Genomic DNA, 21,789 nt, shown 5'->3' with positions numbered 1-21,789 from the left:
CGCCGGTTATCCTCCCCGGATGCGAAGACTCCCCCACCTCGCCGCCGTTCTCACATTAATTGTCGTCAGCAGCCCAGCATGGGCCGCTGCCACCGTCGATAGGATTCATATCGCAGGTCTGGACAACGAATTGATGGTGGAAAACGTCAATACCGCGCTGTCGCTGAACGAAACCATCGGCCGCAGGATGGGCGAATCGCGCTTGGAGTATCTGCTGGGCGAAGCGGACGACGAAGTGCGTGAAGCCTTGGAACCGTTCGGCTACTACTCGCCCACCATTACCGTCGAAGCGCCGCGTAGCGATGGCGCCGAGGACGAACACATCACGGTCACCATCACCATCGACAAAGGCGAGCCGGTACGCGTGCGCCGCGCCGATCTGGTTATCGAAGGCGAAGGCGGCGACGACCGTTACTTGAAGGAGGACCTGGCCGACTTCCAACCGCGAAAGGGCGAAGTCTTCGACCACACCACGTATGAAGCCAGCAAGCTGAAAATCGTACGGCGCCTGGCGGATCGCGGCTATTTCGATGCCGACTTCACCGACCGCAAAGTCGAGGTCACGCGCGCCGATCATGCCGCCGATATCCATCTCGCCTGGGCCAGCGGCATCCGCTACGACATGGGTCCTACCACTTTCCATCAGAGCCAGTTCGAGCCAGGCTTGCTGGACAAGCTGGAGTACTGGGAGGAGGGCAGCTACTTCCACCAAGGCAAGCTGGACCGCCTGCGCGAATCACTGGTGGGCTTGGATTATTTCAGCACCATCGATATCCAGGCCGATCCGAACAAGGCGGTGGAAGGACGCGTACCGATCGACGTCAACCTGACCTTGGCCAAGCGCAATATCTATACCGCCGGCGTTAGCTATGGCACGGAAAGCGGCGCCGGTATCCGGCTGGGACTGGACCGCCGCTATCTGAATTCGCGCGGGCATAAACTGTCCACACAGCTGGACTATGCGCAGAAGCGCAAAACGCTGCTGACCCAGTACCGCATTCCCGCATTCAAATGGCTGGATGGCTGGTACACGGTGGCACTGCAGGCCAGTGACGAACAAACCGATTACATCGATCTGCGCCACCTGGAATTGATCGGCAGCCGCAGTGGACAACTCGACGACGATTGGACGGCGATCGCCTCCATCCACGCCGTGCGCGAACGCTGGAGATACGTGGAAGAAGGATCGGAGCCGGAAGAGAATACGGCGCCCTATCGCTATGCCACGTTCACTTATCCATCGATACAGGCCAACTATGTCAGCACGCCGGTCGGCTCCAACGCTCCCGAACGGCTGACCGGCTCGGTGCTGCTGCGCGGCGGGCTGGAAGGCGCGGGCTCGGACGCCAACTTCTTTCAACTCCATACGCGCGCCCGCTGGTCACGCGAATTCGGCACCAACAGTGTTTTCATCGTGCGTGCCGAGTACGGCCAGACGTTCACCAACGCACTGGTGGACATGCCGCCATCGCTGCGTTTTTTTGCCGGCGGCGACAACAGCATCCGCGGCTATGCCTGGCGCGAAGTCGGCCCCCGCCGGGGCAAGTACTCACTGGGCGGCAAGAACGTGGCGACCGGCAGCGCCGAATACGAGTACTACCCTGGCGGCGGTGCCTGGGGCGGCGCGGTATTCGTCGATACCGGCAGTGCCTGGGGCGGCGCAGCGGCCGATAGCGACAACGGAACCGAAGGCAACAGCTTCAAGCTGAGCACCGGCATCGGCTTTGGTGCGCGCTGGCGTTCGCCAGTGGGCCCCGTGCGTATCGATATCGCGCATGGACTGGATGACCCGGATTCGCAATTTCAGATCTATCTCAACATCGGAGTGGATTTGTGAGCCGGCCGGGCGAAACGATCACGCCGGAAGAGCGCGAAGCGCACATCGCGGAACTGCGCGCGCGTCGCAGGGCACGCCTGCGCGTACTTGCCGTGCGCAGCGCGATAGGCGCGGTGGCGCTGACGGTGTTGGTGTGCATCAGCCTCTATTGGCTGCTGCAGACCGTGGCTGGCCGCGACGTGCTGCTGGGGCAGATCATGGCGCGCCTACCCGCGAATTCATCGTTGACCTGGCAACGCGTCGAAGGTCCGTTGGCCGGACCGTTGACCTTGCACGGCGTTGACTTGCGCTGGGACAAAATCCATTTCAGCGCCGAACGTGTCCACCTCGACCCGGACCTGCGTCCACTGCTGGGCAAGCGCCTGCGCTTGGACTCGCTGGAAATCCATAACGCACGTCTGGACGTACCGGAGACCGATGAGCCTTTCGAGCTGCCGAGCTGGCCCGAATCGCTGCCGCAAATAGAAATGCCGCTGGCCATCCAAGCGGATCGTCTGATCATCGACGGTTTCGCGATCAACCAGTCCGGCAAACCGACCATCAATATCGCGCGCGCACGCGGCGGCATCGATATCGGCAATGGCTATTTTCATGCCGAAAAAATATCCATTGCGAGTGATCGCGGCGCTTTTGGTGTGCACGGCAGCTACGCGCCGCGAAACGACTATCGGACCGACCTGACAGCGACTGCCGTTTTCCCCACCAACCTGTCCCCAACTACACTCGGGCGCGCGCCGGCACGGCTGGGATTGGTGGCACGCGGTGACATAGATGCGATGGATGCCGCGATAGTAGGGAATGCCCCGGCTCCCGTCCGTGTGACGGTGACGGTGCGCGGGCAAGAACGTCCCACCTGGCACCTCAAGGGCAATACCGAATCGCTGGATTTGGCGACGCTCGGATTGGCTGAAGAAAGCTCGCCGCTGGCGTTCGATGTAAAGGCCGATGGCGCGGGCGGCAAGGCGAGCCTGCAAGGCCGCATCGAACAGGGCGATATGGTTGTGGTCATCGATCCTTCGCAGATCGCCATTGCCGACGAAGTGCTGACGGTGGAACCGCTGCGGGTACGCGTCTTCGATGGCGTGGCCATCCTGCGTGGTCGCGCGGACTTCAAGGTTCCGGAAAACCCGGACTTCAAGTTCTCGATCAATGCCAACGGCCTGCGTTGGGGTGCCGAAGCCGAAACCGCCGTTGGTGCCAACGCCGATTTTGGATTCGCCGGCAAACTCGAGAATTGGGCCGCCATCGGAAAAGCCGAACTAACCCGCGCCGGTGAAAAAGCCGTGGTCGACTTTGAGGGCCATGGCAACGCCGACCGCGTCTTGTTGAAAAAGCTGCAAGCTCGCATGCCCACCGGCACGCTGCAGGCAACAGGACAGGTCGGCTGGGCGCCGGTCCTGAACTGGAAAGTGGACGCGCAGCTGGCCGGATTCGATCCAGGTTATTTCTTCGCTGGATGGAAAGGCAACGTGTCCGGTCAGCTGGCGACGCAGGGACAGGAGCGCGAAGCCGGCGGCTACCAGGCGACCTTGGACGTGCCCAAGCTGACAGGCCGCCTGCGTGATCGGCCGTTGGATGCTCGCGGGCGCTTCGCGTTGCAGGGCGACAATGGCGAGGGGGAATTGAAACTGTCGCTAGGCGGTAGCCACGTCGATGCGCGTGGCCGCGTCGGCGACACATTGGACCTCGCCGCACAACTGCAGCCGCTGCACTTGAACGATCTTCTGCCGGACAGCAGCGGCAGCCTGGCGGGCACAGTGAAGCTCACCGGCGCGCGCAATGCGCCCAATGTGGAAGCGGATTTGTCCGGTAGCGGATTGCGCTGGAACGACTGGAGCGCCGACAGCATCGGCGTGCGCGGCCGCCTGCCCTGGCGCAACGGCGAAGGTGCCCTGACCGTGCAAGCCTCGGCCATCCAGGCTGGCGTGCTGCTGGACAGCGTGCGTCTGGAAGCGCGCGGTGCGGTGGAAAACCTGCATGTGAATGGCGAGGCTCGCAGCGCGATGGGCGCGGTCGCCTTGGCCGGCAGTGCGCGGCGCGGCGGAACCAACTGGCAAGGCAGCCTGGACACACTGCGACTGACACCTGCCAAGGGCAGCGACTGGCAGTTGCGGGAGCCCGCGCGATTCGCCCAAAAGGGAAATACCTGGACCTTGTCCAACACGTGCCTGGCAGCCAACGTCGGCGGTGCGCTTTGCGCCAGTGCCGACTGGCCGCGCCAGGGCATCACGATACGCGGCGACGCGTTGCCGCTGGCGCTGGTGCAGCCGTGGGTACCTCCCAGCAACGGCCGGCCTTTGATTCTGCGTGGCGACTTCGAACTCGATGCCACGCTGCGACCGGCAGGCCGCGCCTGGCAAGGACAGGCTCGCTTGGCTTCGCTGGATGGCGGCTTGAAGCTAGGCAACAACGCGCGCGGCGAGATCATTCGCTACGACAATTTCACCCTGGACGCGGATTTCAATCCACAACGCATCCAGGCGCGCCTGGGCACCGGCTTCAAGGGCGACGGTTACATCGATGCGCGGGTAACCACCGGCTGGGACGATTTTTCGCCGCTACAAGGCGATCTTTATTTCCACAATTCACGACTGTTCTGGATGGAACTGCTGTCGCCGGATCTGGTGCGTCCTCGTGGTCAGATTGCCGGCCACATCGGCCTGAGAGGCACTCGCGGTCAACCGGCGATGACCGGCGAAGCGCAGCTGGCCAACTTCACCGGCGAGCTACCCTCGCTGGGCATTTCGCTGACCGAAGGCCGCGCCAACCTGGTCGCTCTGGCGGACGGCAGCGCGCGCATCGACGGCAGTGTCACGTCCGGCGAAGGCGTTCTGAACATCGACGGCTCGCTGGGCTGGAACAACGACACCACGCCGCTGTCGTTCACCGTGCGCGGCGACAATGTGCTGGTGTCGGACACCGCCGACCTGCGCGCGGTCGCTTCGCCCAACATCCAGGTGGGTTTTGCCGACAACACCATCCAGGTGCGCGGAGAAGTCAGCGTACCGTCGGCGAACATCGATGTGGAGCGGCTTGACCAAGGCGTATCCGCATCGGAAGACGTCGTGGTGCTGGATCCGGCGGATCCGGAGCGCGAACCCAGTTCGCGCCTCGACCTGGATCTGGGTATCACGCTGACGGATCAAGTGAAGCTGAAAGGCTACGGCCTGGACGGCTCGCTGGCAGGCACATTGCGGGTGCGCTCGCGACCGGGGCGCGAGATGGTGGCCACCGGCCGTCTGGACGTGGACGGCCGGTACGAGGCGTACGGACAGAAGCTGCTGATCACACGCGGCGAGCTGACCTGGAGCAACAACGCGGTTTCCGATCCGCGCATCAATATTCGCGCCGAACGTGAAATCGCCAGCGCGAATGTCACCGCCGGTATCGACGTGACCGGCCGCGCCGGCGCACCGCGTGCCAACGTGTGGTCCGATCCCGCCATGGCTGAATCCGAAGCGCTGGCTTATCTGGTATTGGGCCGTTCCCTCAATACGGCCAGTAGCGATGAAAGCCAGCGGATCAGCGCGGCCTCGTCGGCATTGTCCGCGGGCGCCGGACTGGTGGCCTCCCAGCTGGGTGCCAAGATCGGCCTGGACGACGCCGGCGTGCTGGAATCGCGCACGCTGGGCGGCTCGGTGCTGGGCGTGGGCAAGTACCTGTCGCCGCGCCTGTACGTCAGTTATGGCGTATCGGTGGTCGGCTCGGGTTCCGCGGTCACCCTGAAATATCTCCTGCGCAAAGGCTTCAACGTCGAAGTCGAATCCAGCACGATTGAAAACCGGGCGTCCATCAACTGGCGTAAAGAGAAATAGTTACACTTCGGCGCAACCACCACTGCGAGGATCGCTATGCGTCTTGTTGCCGGAGTTCTGGTTCTGTTATTCCCATGGGCTGTCGTCGCCGGCACTCCGTTGCCGGATGGCCCGCATATCGTGGTTTCGGGCGAAGGGAAGGTTTCGGTCAAGCCGGATAGCGCCAGGATCGTCTTCCATTTCGAGCAGCGCGCGGAGCAGGCATTGCCTGCCAAACAAACGGTCGACAAACACGTCAATGACCTGCTGGACGGTACCTCCCGGTTCGGCATTGCCAGCGATGACGTTCGCGCTTCGGACCTGACCACGAGTGAGGACATCCTGCACGACAAGAATGATCGCCGCATATCCAATGGTTTTGTGGCCACACGCAACGTCACCGTGGTTCTTCAAGACATGGAACGACTGAACGAGTTCCTCGATTTCGGCTTGGCGACAGGCGCTTCGATATTCCAGGTGACGCTTGAGTCCACGCAGGCCGCCAAACTACGCACCGACGCGAAAAAGAAGGCGGTGAACAATCTGCGTGAGAAAGGCAATGAAATGGCCGTCGCCTTCGGTGCGAAGCTCGGCGCCATCTACAGCATCGACAGCATCGGCTCGCGCCAAGGCAATGGCTGGTTTTCTGGACCGCTGGACAGCGTCCTGGTGACCGGCAGCCACCGCCAACAAGGCGGGCGCTACCTGCAACCCACCGTGGAATACAGCGAAACCGTCAGCGCGGTTTTCGAACTAACGCGCTGATTGCGCACAGCGCGGGTCACCGACGGCTGCGATAGTTGTCGCAAGCCCGTCGGTGGCCGCACTTCACTCATGCTCTTTTTGGGCAAGATATCAATCCGGTATTCCCATGGCGCCGAAACCGAAATCTCCCTTCGCCAACGGACTCGCGTCCCAGCGCCTGCTCAATCAACGCATAGCGCTGCCGATACCCGCCGGTGCCAGCGAAGTAGTCAAGCATCTCGGCGCGGTGCAGGCTCAGGACTATCAGTCCGCGTTGTGGGCGATCGGGTTGCGCACCACGGAGGCGACGCAGGCGGACGTCGAACAGGCGATCGCCAATCGCGAGATCATCCGCACTTGGCCCATGCGCGGCACGCTGCATCTGGTCGCGGCAGCGGACGTGCGCTGGATGCTGTCGCTGATGGCGACGCGCGTCATCTCGCTCAACGCGGCGCGGCTCGAACGCGAATTCGGACTCGACACGAAATCACTGACGCAATGCCGCAAGATCATTACTCGCGCGCTGGCGGACGGTCAGCCGCAAACACGTAGCGCGTTGTACGCCATCCTCGAGCAAGCTGGCCAGGGCACATCCGCGCAGCGCAGCCTGCACATCCTGGGGCGACTGGCGCAGGAAGGCACCATCTGCCAAGGTCCGCGCATCGGCAAACAGCCTTCGTTCGTTCTGCTGGATGCGTGGGTGCCGAAATCCGCCGATCTGTCGCGCGAGCAGGCGTTGGGCGAACTCGGACTGCGTTACTTTCGCGGCCATGGCCCGGCGACGGTGCAAGACCTTGCCTGGTGGTCCGGACTGACGTTGAAAGACGTGCAGGCCGCACTGGCACTGGCGAAACCGTTCTTGCAGCAGGAATCCATCGGCGATGCGATCTATTGGTTCGATCCCGGCACTACCACTGCGGCGGGTGTAGATGTGGAAGCCGCGGCCATTCACCTCTTGCCTGCGTTCGACGAATACTTGGTGGGCTACAAGGACCGTAGCGCCGCGCTCGATCCAGCACATACGAAGCAAGTGATCGGCGTCAACGGCATATTCGCTTCCAACATCGTCATCGAGGGACGCGTGAGCGGGCTTTGGAAGCGCAGCATGGACAAGCAAGGCGTCGCAATGAGCGTCACGCCGCTGCGCCCACTGAAGAAGCAGGAGCGCGCGGGGATAGCCGCCGCTTCACAACGCATTGGCCGGTTCCTGGATTCACCGGTACGTATGCTTTAGCGGCCGCGTACTCATTGCCTCACTTCGGGACCGAACGGTATCGTCGCCACTGCCTCAGATCGGAACCAAAGCATGATCAGCAAGCCTTCGCTGTCGCTACTCGCTCTAAGCGTCGCCTTTGCCCTGCCGGCCCACGCCGACGAAGGCATGTGGATGCCTTCGCAACTGCCGGAACTGGCCAAGCCGCTGCGCAGTGCAGGGTTCGAAGGCGATCCTGCATCACTGGCCGATGTCACCCAGCCGCCATTGAGCGCGGTGGTGAGAGCCGGTGGCGGCACAGGTTCATTCGTGTCGGAAGACGGACTGGTGCTAACCAATCATCATGTCGCCTATGGGGTCATCCAGTACAACAGCAAGCCCGACCGCAATCTGATCGATGACGGTTTCATTGCCGCCGACCGCGCCACGGAGCTGCCGGCCAATCCGGATTACCGCGTGCTGGTGACCGTAGGCTTCGACAAAGTCACCGATACGGTGCTGAAGGACGCCGCCGGCAAGCGGGGGCGGGAATATTTCGATGCAGTGGACCGGGCCAGCAAGAACATCGTGGCTGAGTGCGAGCGGGAAGCAGGCATGCGCTGCAGCGTTGCCAACATGTACTACGGCACCGACTTCTACCGCATCAAACAGCTCGAGCTGCGCGATATCCGCCTGGTCTACGCGCCGCCTCGCGCCATAGGCAACTATGGCGATGAGATCGACAACTTCATGTGGCCGCGCCACACCGGCGACTTCACTTTGCTGCGCGCGTATGTGGACAAAGACGGAAAACCTGCCGCATACAGCGCCGACAATGTGCCGTATCGTGCGCCGGCGCATCTGCGCATCGCGAAGGACGGTCCGCAGGCCGGCGACTTCGCGATGCTGGCGGGCTATCCCGGCACCACCTACCGCCATCGCACCGCTGCCGAGTTCGACGAACAAGTCAATTGGAAACTGCCGGCGCAGGTTGAAGTGCTGAATCAACTGATCGATATCGTGGAAGCCGCGGGCAAGAAAAACCCCGCGGACAAGACGCTTTATGCGGCGCAGCTGCAATCCCTCAAGAACGGCGCCAAGCGCTATGCGGGCGAGCTGGAGGGCCTGCGTCGCAGTGACGCGGTCCACGTGCGTGCCGACGACGAGCGCGGGATGTTGGCCGCCACCAAGGACAGCGAACGGCGGGACATCGGTTCGCTTCAGGCATCGCTGGCGGAAGCCTCCGCGGTACGTGAGCGAGAGTTGTTACTCGGCCTTTTCGGTAGCCAGACCCAATTGATGCGTTCGGCGTTGACGTTGGCCCGCTTGCGCATTGAGTCCGCCAAACCGGATGCGCAACGCGAAAGCAACTACCAGGCACGCGATCACGCCATGCTGGAGGGCATGCTGAAACAGGTGCAGCGTCGCTACTCGCCCGCCGTCGAGAAGACGCTGCTCACCGCGCTGTTGACGCGCTATCAGCAGCTCCCGGAGACGCAACGCATACCGGAATTCGACGTTGCTTTCGGCCGCACCCCGGCTGAATTGGCCAAGGTCCTGGAGTCGCTTTACGCGGGGACTTCGTTGGGCGAAGAAAGCCAGCGCCTGTCCCGCTTCCAGGCCGCACGCGAAGGCAAGGCATTTGCCGCCGATCCATTGACCGACCTGGCCGCCAGGTTGATTCCAGCGCAACTGCGCATCGAGCACGAGCGCAAGACGCGCGAAGGCGAACAGCTGCGCCTGCGCCCGGCCTACATGCGTGCGCTGTTCGCCTGGCGCAAGCAGCAGGGCCGTGCACTTTATCCAGACGCCAACGGCACGCTACGAATCAGCTACGGCAAAGTGGATGGCTTCTCGCCACGCGACGGCGTGGTCTACACGCCTGTCACGACCGTCGCGGGCATCGTCGAGAAGAACACCGGCCAAGTGCCCTTCGATGCACCCAAGCCGCTGCTGGATGCGATCGCCAAAGGCGATTTCACCGGAACCGCCGATCCCGCACTGAAAACGCAGACGGTGAACTTCCTGACCAACCTGGATACCACCGGCGGCAACTCCGGCTCACCAGTACTCAATGCGCGCGCGGAACTGATCGGACTCAACTTCGACAGCAACTGGGAATCAGTGAGCGCCAGCTGGATGTTCGACTCGCGCTACAAACGCGCGGTACATGTGGATACCCGCTACATCCGCTGGCTGATGGATAAGGTGTACCCGGCGCCGCACTTGCTGAAGGAAATGGGTGTTGATGCGGAATAGACACCGTAGCTTTCCGTTTCTTGTAGGAGCGGCGTCCCGCCGCGAGCTTTCCCGCCAGGTCGCGGTAGAAGCGAAGAGCTCGCGCCGAGACGGCGCTCCTACAAGAGCAACGGCCCCGCAATCATCCTCACTTTCGTAGGAGCGGCGTCCCGCCGCGAGCTTTCCTGTCCGGTCGCGATAGAAGCGAAGGGCTCGCGCCGAGACGGCGCTCCTACAAGAGCAACCACCACGGCAAACATCCTCGCTTTCGTAGGAGCGGCGTCCCGCCGCGAGCTTTCCGTCAGATCGCGGTAGAAGCGAAGAGCTCGCGCCGGGACGGCGCTCCTACAAGAGCAACCGCCGCCGCAAACATCCTCGCTTTCGTAGGAGCGGCGTCCCGCCGCGAGCTTTCCGTCAGATCGCGGTAGAAGCGAAGAGCTCGCGCCGAGACGGCGCTCCTACAAGAGCAACCGCCGCGGCAAACACCCTCGCTTTTGTAGGAGCGGCGTCCCGCCGCGAGCTTTCCCGCCAGGTCGCGGTAGAAGCGAAGAGCTCGCACCGAGACGGCGCTCCTACAAGAGCAACGGCCCCCGCAAACATCCTCGCTTTTGTAGGAGCGGCGTCCCGCCGCGAGCTTTCCGTCAGATCGCGGTAGAAGCGAAGAGCTCGCGCCGGGACGGCGCTCCTACAAGAGCAACCGCCGCGGCAAAAATCCTCGCTTTTGTAGGAGCGACGTGAGTCGCGATGGGGCGCTACCGGTAAAGCTTCATCGCGAGTCGCGTCGCGACTGCAAAGATTCAACCACTCGGACTCTAAGCCACCTTGCTGCGCCGTGCCCGGGTCAGATGCACCAGCAGCAACGACATAGCGGCTGGTGTCATGCCGGGAATGCGCTGGGCCTGGCCGACGGTTTGCGGGCGCACGCGTTCCAGTTTCTGCTGCACTTCGGCGGACAGGCCGCGCACGGCGGTGTAGTCGAAGTCCTGCGGTATCGCGGTGCTTTCGTGGCGCTGCTGGCGTTCGATTTCATCGCGCTGGCGATCCAGGTACCCGGCGTACTTGACGCCGATCTCGACTTGCTCGGCGACCTTGGCATCCTCGGCACCGGGCCCCAACGTGGGTACCTGCATCAGTTTCTTGTAGTCCAGCTCGGGCCGCTTGATCAGGTCCAGCACGTTGGTTTCGCGGCTGACCGCGATGCCCAACGTGGTTTCCACCTCGCGCCCCAACGCGTTGCCAGGCGTCGCCCACAGGCCACGCAGCCGTTCGGTCTCGCGAGTGATCGCCTCACGCTTGCGTTCGAACTTGCCCCAGCGGTCGTCGTTCACCAGCCCTAGTTCGCGCCCGGTTTCTGTCAAACGAAGATCTGCATTGTCCTCGCGCAACTGCAGCCGGTATTCGGCGCGGCTGGTGAACATGCGGTAAGGCTCGTTGGTGCCGTGGGTGATCAGGTCGTCGATCAGAACACCGATATAGGCTTCATCGCGACGCGGGGACCACGCTTCCTTCTGCTGTGTATAGCGCGCAGCATTGAGCCCTGCGACAAGACCTTGCGCGGCAGCTTCCTCGTAGCCGGTGGTGCCGTTGATCTGCCCTGCGAAGAACAGACCAGCCACGGCCTTGGTTTCCAACGAAGCCTTCAACCCTCGCGGATCGAAGAAGTCGTATTCGATAGCGTAGCCGGGACGGGTGATATGCGCGTTCTCGAAACCGCGAATGCTGCGCACCAGCTCCAACTGCACGTCGAATGGCAGCGAAGTGGAAATGCCGTTGGGATAGATCTCCACCACGTCCAGTCCTTCCGGCTCGACGAAGATCTGATGGCTGGCTTTCTCCGCGAAACGCACCACCTTGTCTTCGATGGAAGGGCAATAGCGCGGGCCGATGCCTTCGATCTGCCCGGTGTACAGCGGCGAGCGGTGCAACGCGCTGCGGATGACTTCGTGCGTGCGCTCGCTGGTGTGAGTGATCCAGCACGACACTTGGCGCGGATGATCCGCCCTATCGCCGATGAACGACATCACAGGCAGCGGGTCGTCGCCCGGCTGCTCTTCCATCACCGAGTAATCCAGCGAACGCCCGTCGATGCGCGGTGGCGTGCCTGTCTTCAAACGATCCACCACGAACAGGCCCTCGCGCAGCTTCTGCGCTAACGCCGTGGCCGGCGGATCGCCCGCGCGGCCGGCGGCGTACTGGGTTTCACCGACGTGTATCTTGCCGGCCAGGAAGGTACCCGCAGTCAGCACGATGGCCGGAGCATCAAAGCGCAAACCCGTCTGGGTAACAACGCCGCATGCCGTGTTGTTTTCGATGATCAGGTCATCCACCGCGGCCTGGAAGATCGTCAGGTTTTCCTGCGATTCCACCGCTCGGCGAATGGCGCTGCGATACAGCGCGCGATCGGCCTGGCAACGCGTGGCGCGTACTGCCGGCCCTTTGGAGGCATTGAGCGTGCGCCACTGAATGCCGGCACGGTCTGCTGCCCAGGCCATGACGCCGCCCAGCGCATCGATTTCCTTGACCAGGTGGCCTTTGCCAATGCCGCCGATGGCGGGATTGCAGCTCATAGCGCCGACGGTTTCCACGTTGTGGGTCAGCAGCAGCGTGCGGGCACCCGCGCGGGCGGAAGCCAGCGCCGCCTCGGTGCCGGCGTGGCCGCCACCGATGATGATCACATCGTGGTGATGGAAGCGGTCTTTCATGATGTTCATAAGAATAGTGAGAACCGGCCTGACGCGCGGTAGTCGTTCAGAGATTCAGAGGGCGATGGTCGTTCACGGCAGCTGCCAAGCCGCTAATCGAGTGGGCAAGGTTGGCACACTTCCTGCGTAATCTTCCGTGCACCCAACGTGGCAAGCGACACCAGGGGCGCCAGGCTGGAATTGGAACAGGGGCCAGCCATTGCGCACGTCGGGGATGCCGGGGCCGGTAGTCGGGGGACTGCCGGCCCCTTTTTTATGCGCGTCAGGATAACCCAGAACAAGAAAAGCCCGGCATGCCGGGCTTTTTATTTGGCGCCGACGTCCGGCAGGGCCGGAACAGGGGGGATCCAGATTTCCCCACCGGACGTCGACATGGAACCTTTATATTGCCTGTTACGTCAGAAAGCGACGCAACCGGTCAATTCGGTTCGCTAGCTTGCGACGATGTCCCGCGCAACGCAATAGCAGGACATGGCGGGACATGCTGGATCCTGTATTACGGTTCCTGTGTCCTTACCCTTGGGGCGCTTCGTACCGCCGGCTGGGAAGGGCGTTCCATCGACCGCGGGCGGCTGCTCTCATTGCGCGGCTCCGGCCGGGGTGTGATCCGTGGCGGGTTGTTGTCGCCACGGATCTGGGAGGAACTCGGGGCCGGCCGCTGGTACTGAGGCTGCGACCGAGGCGGAATCTGGACCTGCCCGGTTTCCCGATACGCGCCGTTGGTCGGGTCGCGCCAAGGCGGCGGACGATTGCCGGGACGAGAGGTCGGTGGTGGCTTGGGCGGACGGGGATTGTGGCCGTGGTACGGAGGACGCGGGTAGTAATGCGGCCGGTAGTACGGATAGCTGGGGCCGTAATGACCGTAGTACGGATAGCCGCCGTAATAACCGCCGCTACCGTAACCGCCGTAGATGCTTACTCCACCCGAATATGGGTAGCCGCCATAGCCGTAAGGACCGTAGTACTCCGTGGTGGGGCGACCATGGTAATAGCCGCCCGGCCCGGCGCCGCGGCCGACGTGGTCGTAAGTGACGCAACCGCTCAGTGTGGCGGCAGCAAAAAGCGCGGCGATGACTAGACGTTTGTTCATGGCGGGTCCCCCCGTAGGGCTATGGCGCAGCATCGGGCTCGAGCATTGAATCCGTGCTTAACCCTGCCAGTAGACGAAATTCGCGCTCAGCTGCGCGCAGGTTGGCGGCACAACCCAGGCCGAGCCGCCACGAGCGGAGGATGCGTTAATCTTTCGCCATGCCGACCCCGCTGCCTACCTTCGACGACGTACTCGCCGCCGCCGCCCGCATCGCCCCATACGCCCATGTCACTCCCGTTTTACGTTCCCGCACGCTGGATGAACTCGCTGGCTGTTCGTTGTTGTTCAAGGCTGAGCCGCTGCAGCGCGCCGGGGCTTTCAAATTCCGGGGCGCCTGCAATGCGGTCTGGTCGCTGGAGGCGGCAGAGGCGGCCAAAGGCGTCGTCACCCACTCTTCCGGCAACCATGGGGCCGCATTGGCGCTGGCCGCGCAAACACGCGGCATCCCTTGCCATGTGGTGGTGCCGGAGGGCGCCATAGCGGCGAAGCGGGAATCGATTGCCCGCTATGGCGCCACCCTGCACGCCTGCGCTCCGACCATTGCCGCGCGCGAAGCCACTTGCGCCCAGGTTCAACGCGATACCGGCGCCACCCTGGTGCACCCTTATACCGACAGGCAAGTGATCGCCGGCCAGGGCACCGCCGCGTTGGAGCTGCTGAACGCCGAAGCTGGCATCGAAGCCGTAGTGACGCCGGTCGGCGGCGGCGGACTGGTATCGGGCACGGCGATCGTGGTCGCGGCCATGGCCCAGGACTGCCGCGTCTATGCCGGCGAGCCGGAAGGCGCCGCCGACACAGCGCGCTCCCTGGCAGCAGGCAAGCACTTGATCGATTTCGTTCCGGAGACTTTTTGCGACGGTTTGCGTGGCACGCTGGGCGAAGCGAATTTCCAGCTGCTGCGGCACTACGGCGTGGAAGTCTTCACCGTCAGCGATGAAGACACGCTCAAGGCCATGCGGCTGTTGTGGCAGTGCTTGAAACTGCTGGTTGAACCTTCATCGGCGATCGCCTTCGCCGCGTTGCTGCAGCAACGCCAGCGCTTCGCCGGTAAGCGCGTGGGCATCGTCCTCTCCGGGGGCAACGTGGATATCGATGCATTGCCTTGGAGCCTGGCATGAGTCCACGTACTGGCCAGCGCAAACGAAAACGCGGCCTGCTGGGCTGGATCGGCCGGCTGTTGTTGCTGGTAGTGATATGGCTGATCGGCGTTGCCGCCTACATTATCTGGACGGGACAACGTGACGATGCCGGGCCGGCCGACGCGATCATCGTGCTGGGAGCGGCGGCCTACGACGCCAAACCCTCGCCGGTCTTCGAAGAACGTATTCGCCATGGCATCGATCTGTTCCACCGCGGATTGGCCCCCAAGCTGATCTTTACCGGCGGCTACGGCGGTGCCGGCGCGCGCTTCTCCGAATCGCAGGTCGCACGACGTTATGCACTGCGCCAGGGCGTTCCGGAGAAAGCGATCCTGATCGAATCGATATCGCGGAATACGCATGAGAACCTGCGCCAGGCGTCGACGCTGATGCAGAACCACAATCTGCATAGCGCCATTATCGTCAGTGATCCGTTGCATATGGCACGCGCGCTTCGTTTGAGCGGCGAACTGGGCATCCGGGCTGTGGGGTCGCCCACGCCAACCACGCGCTTCCGCAGTTTCGCCACGCGCTGGCGCTTCCTGCTGGCGGAGGTTTACTTCTTCCATCGCGATCGTCTGTCGAAGGTTTATTGACCGCTCACTGCCACAGGCGCGGCGTATGATGTCGCGTCATCTCCATCTCTCGCTAGGGCCTGTTAACGCTATTGGGATAGGTCACGCCGCAATCCAGTGCGTGCGGGGCAAGGAAGAATGAGGAAATGTATGCCGATACATGCCCGAATGATGACGCCGCCCCGTGCGCACTGGGTTGCGGCCCCTCGGGTTGCTTCCAATAGCGTTAACAGGCCCTAATGACCATGAAGATCGACGGCAACCGGAAGCAGGATCGCGCCACCGAGTTGGTGCTGACCTACTACGCCGCTTTCAATCGCGGCGATTGGAACGGCATGTTGGCGCTGCTCGCCGACGATGTCGTCCACGACCTGAATCAGGGCGCGCGCGAAACGGGAAAAGAAGCCTTCGCCGCCTTCCTGGCGCGGATGAACGGCAGCTACCGCGAACAGTTGCGCGACGTCGTGGTGCTTGCCACGCTGGACGGCCAACGCGCCGCCGCCGAATACGTGGTGCACGGCGAATACCTGCGTACCGACGAGGGCCTACCGGCCGCCAAAGGGCAACGCTATGTGCTGCCGGGCGGGGCTTTTTTCGACATCCGCGACGACCGCATCGCCCGCGTCACCAACTACTACAACCTGCAGGATTGGATTGCGCAGGTGAGTGTGTAGTGGTGTTTCCTTGTAGGAGCGACGTGAGTCGCGACCGGGAACATCAACGTCGCGACTTATGTCGCTCCCACAAGGAACATACCGATTTACTCGCGCCTACGAATCGGAATCGACGACACCGGCACGGCGGCAATTTCCTCACCCTGTCCGCGGATCGGTGCGCCTGCTGGCGGCGCCCACGAATGCGCGTAGATCACTTCCCAGGTGCTGGGTAGTTTGCCGTCTGGCAGACGCGAGCTTTCGTAGGCGGCGGATGCGGCGGCGAAGCGATGGCGTCCGGTCAGGGTGTGCCGACGCGTGCGTAGCGCATTGGTTGCGCCCATCGCACGCAGTTCACGCATCAGTGCCGGCAAGTCGTTGTAGGTCAGCGTGAAGCGATCACGATCCAGCACCGGATCGCGGAACCCCGCCATCATCAATGCATCGCCGAATTGCGCAATGGAAGCGAACGGGCTGACGTGAGGGACGGCGTCCGCCTGCGAGAACGCATCACGAAGTTCGTGCAGCGTCTCCGGCCCGAACGTGGAGCACAGCAACAACCCGCCTGGCTTGAGCACGCGGCGAAATCCGGCAAACACCGCGGGCAGGTCTTCCACCCATTGCAGACACAGATTGGTGAAAAGTACATCGGCACTGCCATCGGCCAAGGGCAGCGCGCGCGCGTCTGCACAGACGCGCGCGAACGGTTTCCACCAACCCGCTTGCTTCTTGGCCTGGCGCAGCATCGGCAGCGCCAAATCCAATGCCACCACCTGTGCACTCGGCCAGCGTTTGTGCATGGCGGCGGCGGCATGGGCGGGGCCGCTACCTACATCCAGTACCACCTTCGGCGATTGGCGTTCGCCTTTGTTCTGCCGGATCTCCCAATATTCCAGAGACTCCAGCAATCGCTTTTCCACTTCATGCTGCAACGCAGCCGCGGCATCGTAGCTGCCGGCCGAGCGGGAAAACGCACGCCGGATGTGGCGGTGGTCGAAGGTTTGATCCATTGGCAAGTCTAGATTTTCATTGTGGGAGCGACGTAAGTCGCGACCGTGAGTCTAAAGAGTGATTGAAGCCCGCCTGTTCGCCACCCGGGCGCGCTGCGGCGCGTTCTTCATCGCGCGTGCTGGGTGGCTACTGGGGCGCAGTCGCGACTTACGTCGCTCCCACAAATCACTCATCGCTACCTTCCATAAACCCGCGGATTTCCAACGCCACTTCATCCGCCTGGCCCAGGAACGGCGCATGCCCACCGCCGGCAATATCGACGTAGCGACTGTTCGGCGCCCGCGCGGCGGCATCGCGCATGCCGTTCGGCGGCACCAGGCGATCGCGGCGGCCGGAGATCCACAGGTTCGGCACCGACAATGCCGGCAGATCGGCGCGCAGATCGCTGTCTTCCAGCAGCTTCAATCCTTGCTGCAACGCCGTCGATGATGGCTCTCCGCGCGCGTACAGGGTTTCTTTCAAGGTCCTGAGTTCAGCGCGTGCGTGCTCCGAACCGATCGTATCCAGCGCCAGGAAGCGCTCCAATGTGCCGCGATAGTCCTGCTGCAATTCGTTGCCGAACTGCAGGAAGACCGAAGGCTCCACCGCATGCGGCCAGTCCGCGCCACGGACAAAGCGCGGTGTGGCAGCGATCATCACCAGTCCGCGCACGCGGGGCGAACGCGCGGCGGCATGCAAGGCGACCAGGCCGCCCAGCGACCATCCCAGCCACACCGCGGGTGGCGTCTGCGCCAGGATTTCCTGCGCGCAGTCACCCAAAGTCAGTGGCGTTGTGCTCTCACGGCTGTGGCCATGACCAGGCAGGTCGACCAGATGCAACTGAAAAGTGTCGGACAACCGCTCCACGAGCGGTGCGAATACACCGCCATGCAGTGCCCAGCCATGGATCAATACGAGCGGCGCGCCGCTGCCTAGGACTTCGATATGCATACCGATATTGTCGCCGATAACCGGCGATGCCGGCGTCGACGATGCCGAGCGTTACGCCACCGCCGTCGCGCCGTGAACCCGCTGCACCGCGTCCCAGGAACGCGCCATTGCTTCGACCAAGGCGTCGACATCCTGCGGGGAGTGCAACGCCGAGAGCGTCACCCGCAGGCGCGCCTTGCCGTCCGGCACGGTCGGCGGCCGAATCGCGGGTATCAGATAACCGGCGCTTTCCAACGCGGTGGACAACGCCATCGCCGTACTGTCGCTACCGCATAGCACCGGCTGGATAGGCGATTCCGAGGCCATCAGTTGCAGGCCCTTGCGTTGGGCGGCGGTACGGAAGCGATCGATCAGACCTTGCAGCTTCTCCCGGCGCCAATGATCGCGACGCGCCTGCTTGACCGCCACGCGCGTGGCCGCGGCCTGTGCGGCGGGCAACGCAGTAGTGAAGATGTAGGGACGCGCCGTTTCGGCCAGATGCTGGATCAGCGCTTCGTCGCCAAGTACCACCGCGCCGTAGCCGCCTAATGCCTTGCCCAGTGTGACCAGTTGCAGCGGAACATCGCTCACGCCCATGCGTGCTTCGGCCACGCTGCCGCGCCCCTCCGGTCCACGCAAACCGACGCCGTGCGCGTCATCCACATAGAACAGGGCTTGCTGCATGCGCGCCACCAGGCTCAACGCCCGCAGCGGCGCCACGTCGCCATCCATGCTGAAGACGCCGTCGGTCGCCAGCATCGCCGCGCCTTCGGACGCTTGCTTGAGCTGGCGCAACGCGCCTTCCGGATCCAGATGCGGATAGCGGCGCAGCTTGCAGCCCGCCAAGCGCGTGGCATCCAGCAGGCTGGCGTGATTGAGCCGGTCCTGCACGCAGACGTCGCCGTCTTCCAACAGCGCCTGCTGTACAGCGAGATTGGCCATGTAGCCGCTGCCGAACAACAGGCCGCGCGGATAGCCCAGCCACTCAGCGACATCACGCTCCAGCCCCTCATGCACCGCATGATGGCCGGTGATCAGATGGGAGCCGCCAGAACCGACGCCTTCGCGCGCCGCGCTGTCCTGCAAAGCACTGACTACTTCGAATTGCTGGGCCAGGCCGAGATAGTCGTTGCTCGCGAATTCGATCAACCAGCGGCCCGCCACTTCCACCCGCACGCCATCGCGGCGAGTGACCACGCGACGCACGCGCTGGCGACCTTGGGCGATGCGCTGCTGGCGCTGGGCCTGGACACGTTCAAGCAGATCGGGACGGGTCATGATGAATAAGCATCTAGCGAAGTGGGAAGGGTCGGCGCGCACGGTGACGGCAGTGCGACAGGCGACCGGACCGACGACAGCGACCCGCCCTCCGTGAGGGCACGGCGGCGGCTACGTCTTCCAGTCTTTCCCCCTGTGCACAACCCGACTTCGAACCTGTTCACGACCCGTCGGATCGTGGACCGGTCCTTACGCCGCCCGCCCGCATTGCGGGGTAGGTTCGGTGATGTCCGCATGCACCGTACCGCTGCCGGGCACATCGGTTCTGTGATCGGCGTGCACATTTTGAGCCTGCAACGGCATCGGCCGCAGGCCCAGGCGCGCGAACAGCGCCTGATCGCGTTCCGTATCCGGGTTGCCGGTGGTCAGCAGCTTCTCGCCATAGAAAATGGAATTGGCACCGGCGGCGAAACACAGCGCCTGCAGTTCGTCGCTCATGCTTTCGCGGCCAGCGGACAGCCGAACCATCGATTGGGGCATGGTGATACGGGCCACCGCGATCGTGCGGACGAACTCGAACGGATCCAGCTCCGTCGTGCCGTGCAACGGCGTACCGGCCACCTGGACCAGGCGGTTGATCGGTACCGAATCCGGATGCGCCGGCAAGTTGGCCAACGCCTGCAGCAGGCCCGCGCGCTGCTCGCGCGATTCGCCCATGCCGACGATGCCGCCGCAACAGGTCTTCATGCCGGCGTCGCGAACGTTTTCCAGCGTGTCCAGGCGATCCTGGTACTCGCGGGTGTGGATGATCTCGCCGTAGAAATCCGGCGCGGTGTCCAGGTTGTGGTTGTAGTAATCCAGCCCGGCGCTCTTCAGCGCGTGCGCGTGATCGGCGTTCAACATCCCCAGCGTGGCGCAGGTTTCCAGCCCTAGCGCTTTCACTTCGCGGATCATCTCGGCGACCTTGGGAATGTCGCGGTCCTTGGGCGAGCGCCATGCCGCGCCCATGCAGAAGCGGGAGGCGCCGGCCGCCTTGGCCTGCTTCGCTTTCTCCAGCACCTGCTCGGTGTCCATCAGCTTTTGCGCCTGCACGCCGGTGTCGTAGCGCTGCGCCTGCGGACAATAGGCGCAGTCCTCGGGGCAGCCGCCGGTCTTCACCGACAGCAACGTGGAGACTTGCACTTCGGCCGGATCGAAATGCTGGCGGTGGACGCTGGCGGCGCGGTGCAGCAGCTCGGTGAAGGGCAGATCGAACAGCGCCAGCAGTTCGGCGCGCTGCCAGTCGTGGCGCAACGCCGGCGACGGACCGGGTGGAAGAAGTGCGGCTGGGGCGGACATCGCGGCCTCGCGAAGGTAAAGTCGGGCAAGTCTGGAAACCGGAAGCAAGACTGTCAACCGCATGGAAGCTTTTAAAGTTGACAAGTGGCTGCGCGCCGCCAGCCTCGCCATGCTGGTGCCGCGATGTCTCTTGTGTGGCGAACGCGGCGCTAACGGCCGCGATCTGTGCGCCAACTGTCGCGATTCGCTGCCTTGGAACGCCACCGCATGCATCCAATGCGCGATTCCATTGCCGCATCCAGGCACCTGCGGTGCCTGCCTGCAATCGCCTCCTCCGCTGGCTGCGACCCGCGCGGCCTTCGTCTACGGCTTTCCGCTGGACCGGCTGGTGCCACGCTTCAAGTTCCACCACGATCTGGCCGCCGGCCGGTTGCTGGCGGAGCTGATGGCCGAGGGCCTCGCGAATGCTGATCGCCCGGAGGCGCTGGTGCCTGTTCCGCTGCACGCCGCGCGACTACGCCGGCGCGGCTATGACCAGGCGGTGGAGTTGTCGAAAGGGTTGGCGCGGGCGTTGGACATTCCGCTGCTGACCGACGCTTTGAGTCGGACCCGCGACACCGCGCCGCAATCGGAGCTGGACGCGACCGCCCGCCAGCGCAATCTGAAGAACGCCTTCGCCGTACCCGATCCCACTGCCCTGCCCGGCCACGTCGTGTTGATCGACGATGTCATGACCACCGGCGCTACCCTGCACACGGCAGCCAAGACACTGCGCAAGGCGGGCGTGTCCCGCGTCGATGCGTGGGTGTGCGCACGGGTGCAGTGATCCGCCACCTGACCTCCCTGCTACAGGAAAATCCATGCCCGATTCAAATCTTTTTCGCGGATGGGCCGCCGGTTTGCGCATTGCTGGATTGGCAAGCATCGTCTTGCTGGCCAGTTGCGCACCGCAAACCCTGATCGAGCCGCCGGTGCCGCCAAAGCCGGGACTGGAATTCCGCATCGCGTCCGCCGAGCCCTGCCTGGGCTGCGAGGAATTCATGCGCACACCGCCGCAAACGACGCTGTACCTGCAACGTCGTCCGCTGATGACTTCTGCCGACATCGCCGGCATCACCCGGGCGTACGATCCAATTTCCGGCTCCCCCGCGCTCCAGTTCGCGTTTCGCCCCGATGCGCAGGAACGGATCCAGACCATCACCGCGCAACACGTCGGCAAGATCGGCACCTGGGTCAAGGACGGCCAGATCATCTTCGAGGCACATATCGCCGGTGCATTTTCCGAATCGATGCAACTGACAAGCGTCGGGCGCGCCGAACGCGACCGCCTCTACGGCCAGCTGACCGGCATCAAGGAACCCAAGGCGTTGAAGCGGCCGTAGGTCAGTTGCGGGGCTTGGGCGGCGGAA

At 63.5% G+C, this 21,789-nt stretch carries 16 protein-coding genes; 10 read left to right on the top strand and 6 right to left on the bottom strand.

The window, feature by feature from the left end; genetic code table 11:
- Positions 1-19 precede the first annotated feature (19 nt).
- From AADW18_RS14200 to AADW18_RS14180, 5 genes are all read left to right on the top strand, one after another.
- Positions 20-1,837, top strand: coding sequence for an autotransporter assembly complex family protein (locus AADW18_RS14200; protein ID WP_337344047.1), 1,818 nt, complete (start codon positions 20-22; stop codon positions 1,835-1,837).
- Positions 1,834-5,652 carry a translocation/assembly module TamB domain-containing protein gene (locus AADW18_RS14195; RefSeq protein ID WP_337344046.1) on the top strand — a complete coding sequence of 1,273 codons (3,819 nt, stop codon included), beginning with the start codon at positions 1,834-1,836 and terminating at the stop codon, positions 5,650-5,652. The genes AADW18_RS14200 and AADW18_RS14195 overlap by 4 nt, the downstream gene beginning before the upstream one ends.
- 36 nt (positions 5,653-5,688) lie before the next feature.
- The gene (locus tag AADW18_RS14190; RefSeq protein WP_337344045.1) at positions 5,689-6,396 is read left to right on the top strand and encodes an SIMPL domain-containing protein; all 708 of its coding nucleotides are present in this window, start codon (positions 5,689-5,691) and stop codon (positions 6,394-6,396) included.
- A 106-nt stretch (positions 6,397-6,502) separates the two neighbouring features.
- The gene (locus AADW18_RS14185) at positions 6,503-7,609 is read left to right on the top strand and encodes a winged helix DNA-binding domain-containing protein (protein WP_337344044.1); all 1,107 of its coding nucleotides are present in this window, start codon (positions 6,503-6,505) and stop codon (positions 7,607-7,609) included.
- A 72-nt stretch (positions 7,610-7,681) separates the two neighbouring features.
- Entirely contained in the window at positions 7,682-9,826 is a 2,145-nt protein-coding gene (locus AADW18_RS14180; protein ID WP_337344043.1) for a S46 family peptidase, read from the top strand.
- Between the two features lie 791 nt (positions 9,827-10,617).
- On the opposite strand, the gene mnmG is transcribed toward AADW18_RS14180, so the two are convergent.
- Positions 10,618-12,507 carry a tRNA uridine-5-carboxymethylaminomethyl(34) synthesis enzyme MnmG gene (gene mnmG, locus AADW18_RS14175; protein WP_337344042.1) on the bottom strand — a complete coding sequence of 630 codons (1,890 nt, stop codon included), beginning with the start codon at positions 12,505-12,507 and terminating at the stop codon, positions 10,618-10,620.
- 496 nt (positions 12,508-13,003) lie between these two features.
- Positions 13,004-13,597 (bottom strand): hypothetical protein, encoded by a 594-nt coding sequence (locus tag AADW18_RS14170; protein ID WP_337344041.1) that lies wholly within the window; start codon positions 13,595-13,597, stop codon positions 13,004-13,006.
- 158 nt (positions 13,598-13,755) lie between these two features.
- Here AADW18_RS14170 and AADW18_RS14165 point away from each other — a divergent pair, with 158 nt between their 5' ends.
- From AADW18_RS14165 to AADW18_RS14155, 3 genes are all read left to right on the top strand, one after another.
- The gene (locus AADW18_RS14165; RefSeq protein ID WP_337344040.1) at positions 13,756-14,715 is read left to right on the top strand and encodes a pyridoxal-phosphate dependent enzyme; all 960 of its coding nucleotides are present in this window, start codon (positions 13,756-13,758) and stop codon (positions 14,713-14,715) included.
- Positions 14,712-15,332, top strand: a complete 621-nt coding sequence (locus AADW18_RS14160) for a YdcF family protein (RefSeq protein ID WP_337344039.1) — start codon at positions 14,712-14,714, stop codon at positions 15,330-15,332. Before AADW18_RS14165 ends, AADW18_RS14160 begins: the two co-directional genes overlap by 4 nt.
- A 224-nt stretch (positions 15,333-15,556) precedes the next feature.
- Positions 15,557-15,985, top strand: a complete 429-nt coding sequence (locus AADW18_RS14155; RefSeq protein WP_337344281.1) for a ketosteroid isomerase-related protein — start codon at positions 15,557-15,559, stop codon at positions 15,983-15,985.
- Between the two features lie 86 nt (positions 15,986-16,071).
- On the opposite strand, the gene bioC is transcribed toward AADW18_RS14155, so the two are convergent.
- From bioC to bioB, 4 genes are all read right to left on the bottom strand, one after another.
- Complete coding sequence (gene bioC / locus AADW18_RS14150) at positions 16,072-16,974, bottom strand: malonyl-ACP O-methyltransferase BioC (protein WP_337344038.1); 903 nt, start codon at positions 16,972-16,974, stop codon at positions 16,072-16,074.
- 166 nt (positions 16,975-17,140) lie between these two features.
- Positions 17,141-17,905 carry a pimeloyl-ACP methyl ester esterase BioH gene (gene bioH / locus AADW18_RS14145; protein WP_337344037.1) on the bottom strand — a complete coding sequence of 255 codons (765 nt, stop codon included), beginning with the start codon at positions 17,903-17,905 and terminating at the stop codon, positions 17,141-17,143.
- Positions 17,906-17,956: 51 nt separating this feature from the next.
- Complete coding sequence (bioF, locus tag AADW18_RS14140) at positions 17,957-19,162, bottom strand: 8-amino-7-oxononanoate synthase (RefSeq protein WP_337344036.1); 1,206 nt, start codon at positions 19,160-19,162, stop codon at positions 17,957-17,959.
- Positions 19,163-19,351: 189 nt separating this feature from the next.
- Entirely contained in the window at positions 19,352-20,440 is a 1,089-nt protein-coding gene (gene bioB / locus AADW18_RS14135) for a biotin synthase BioB (RefSeq protein ID WP_337344035.1), read from the bottom strand.
- A 109-nt stretch (positions 20,441-20,549) separates the two neighbouring features.
- Here bioB and AADW18_RS14130 point away from each other — a divergent pair, with 109 nt between their 5' ends.
- Positions 20,550-21,206, top strand: coding sequence for a ComF family protein (locus AADW18_RS14130; protein ID WP_337344280.1), 657 nt, complete (start codon positions 20,550-20,552; stop codon positions 21,204-21,206).
- Between the two features lie 34 nt (positions 21,207-21,240).
- Positions 21,241-21,762, top strand: coding sequence for a hypothetical protein (locus AADW18_RS14125; RefSeq protein ID WP_337344034.1), 522 nt, complete (start codon positions 21,241-21,243; stop codon positions 21,760-21,762).
- Positions 21,763-21,789 lie beyond the last annotated feature (27 nt).

The organism is Pseudoxanthomonas sp. CCNWLY206-1, from assembly GCF_039710385.1.
Classification (GTDB): Bacteria; Pseudomonadota; Gammaproteobacteria; order Xanthomonadales; family Xanthomonadaceae; genus Pseudoxanthomonas_A.
Note: the sequence above shows the minus strand (reverse complement) of the source record. Positions and strands in the feature narration are given on the sequence as shown.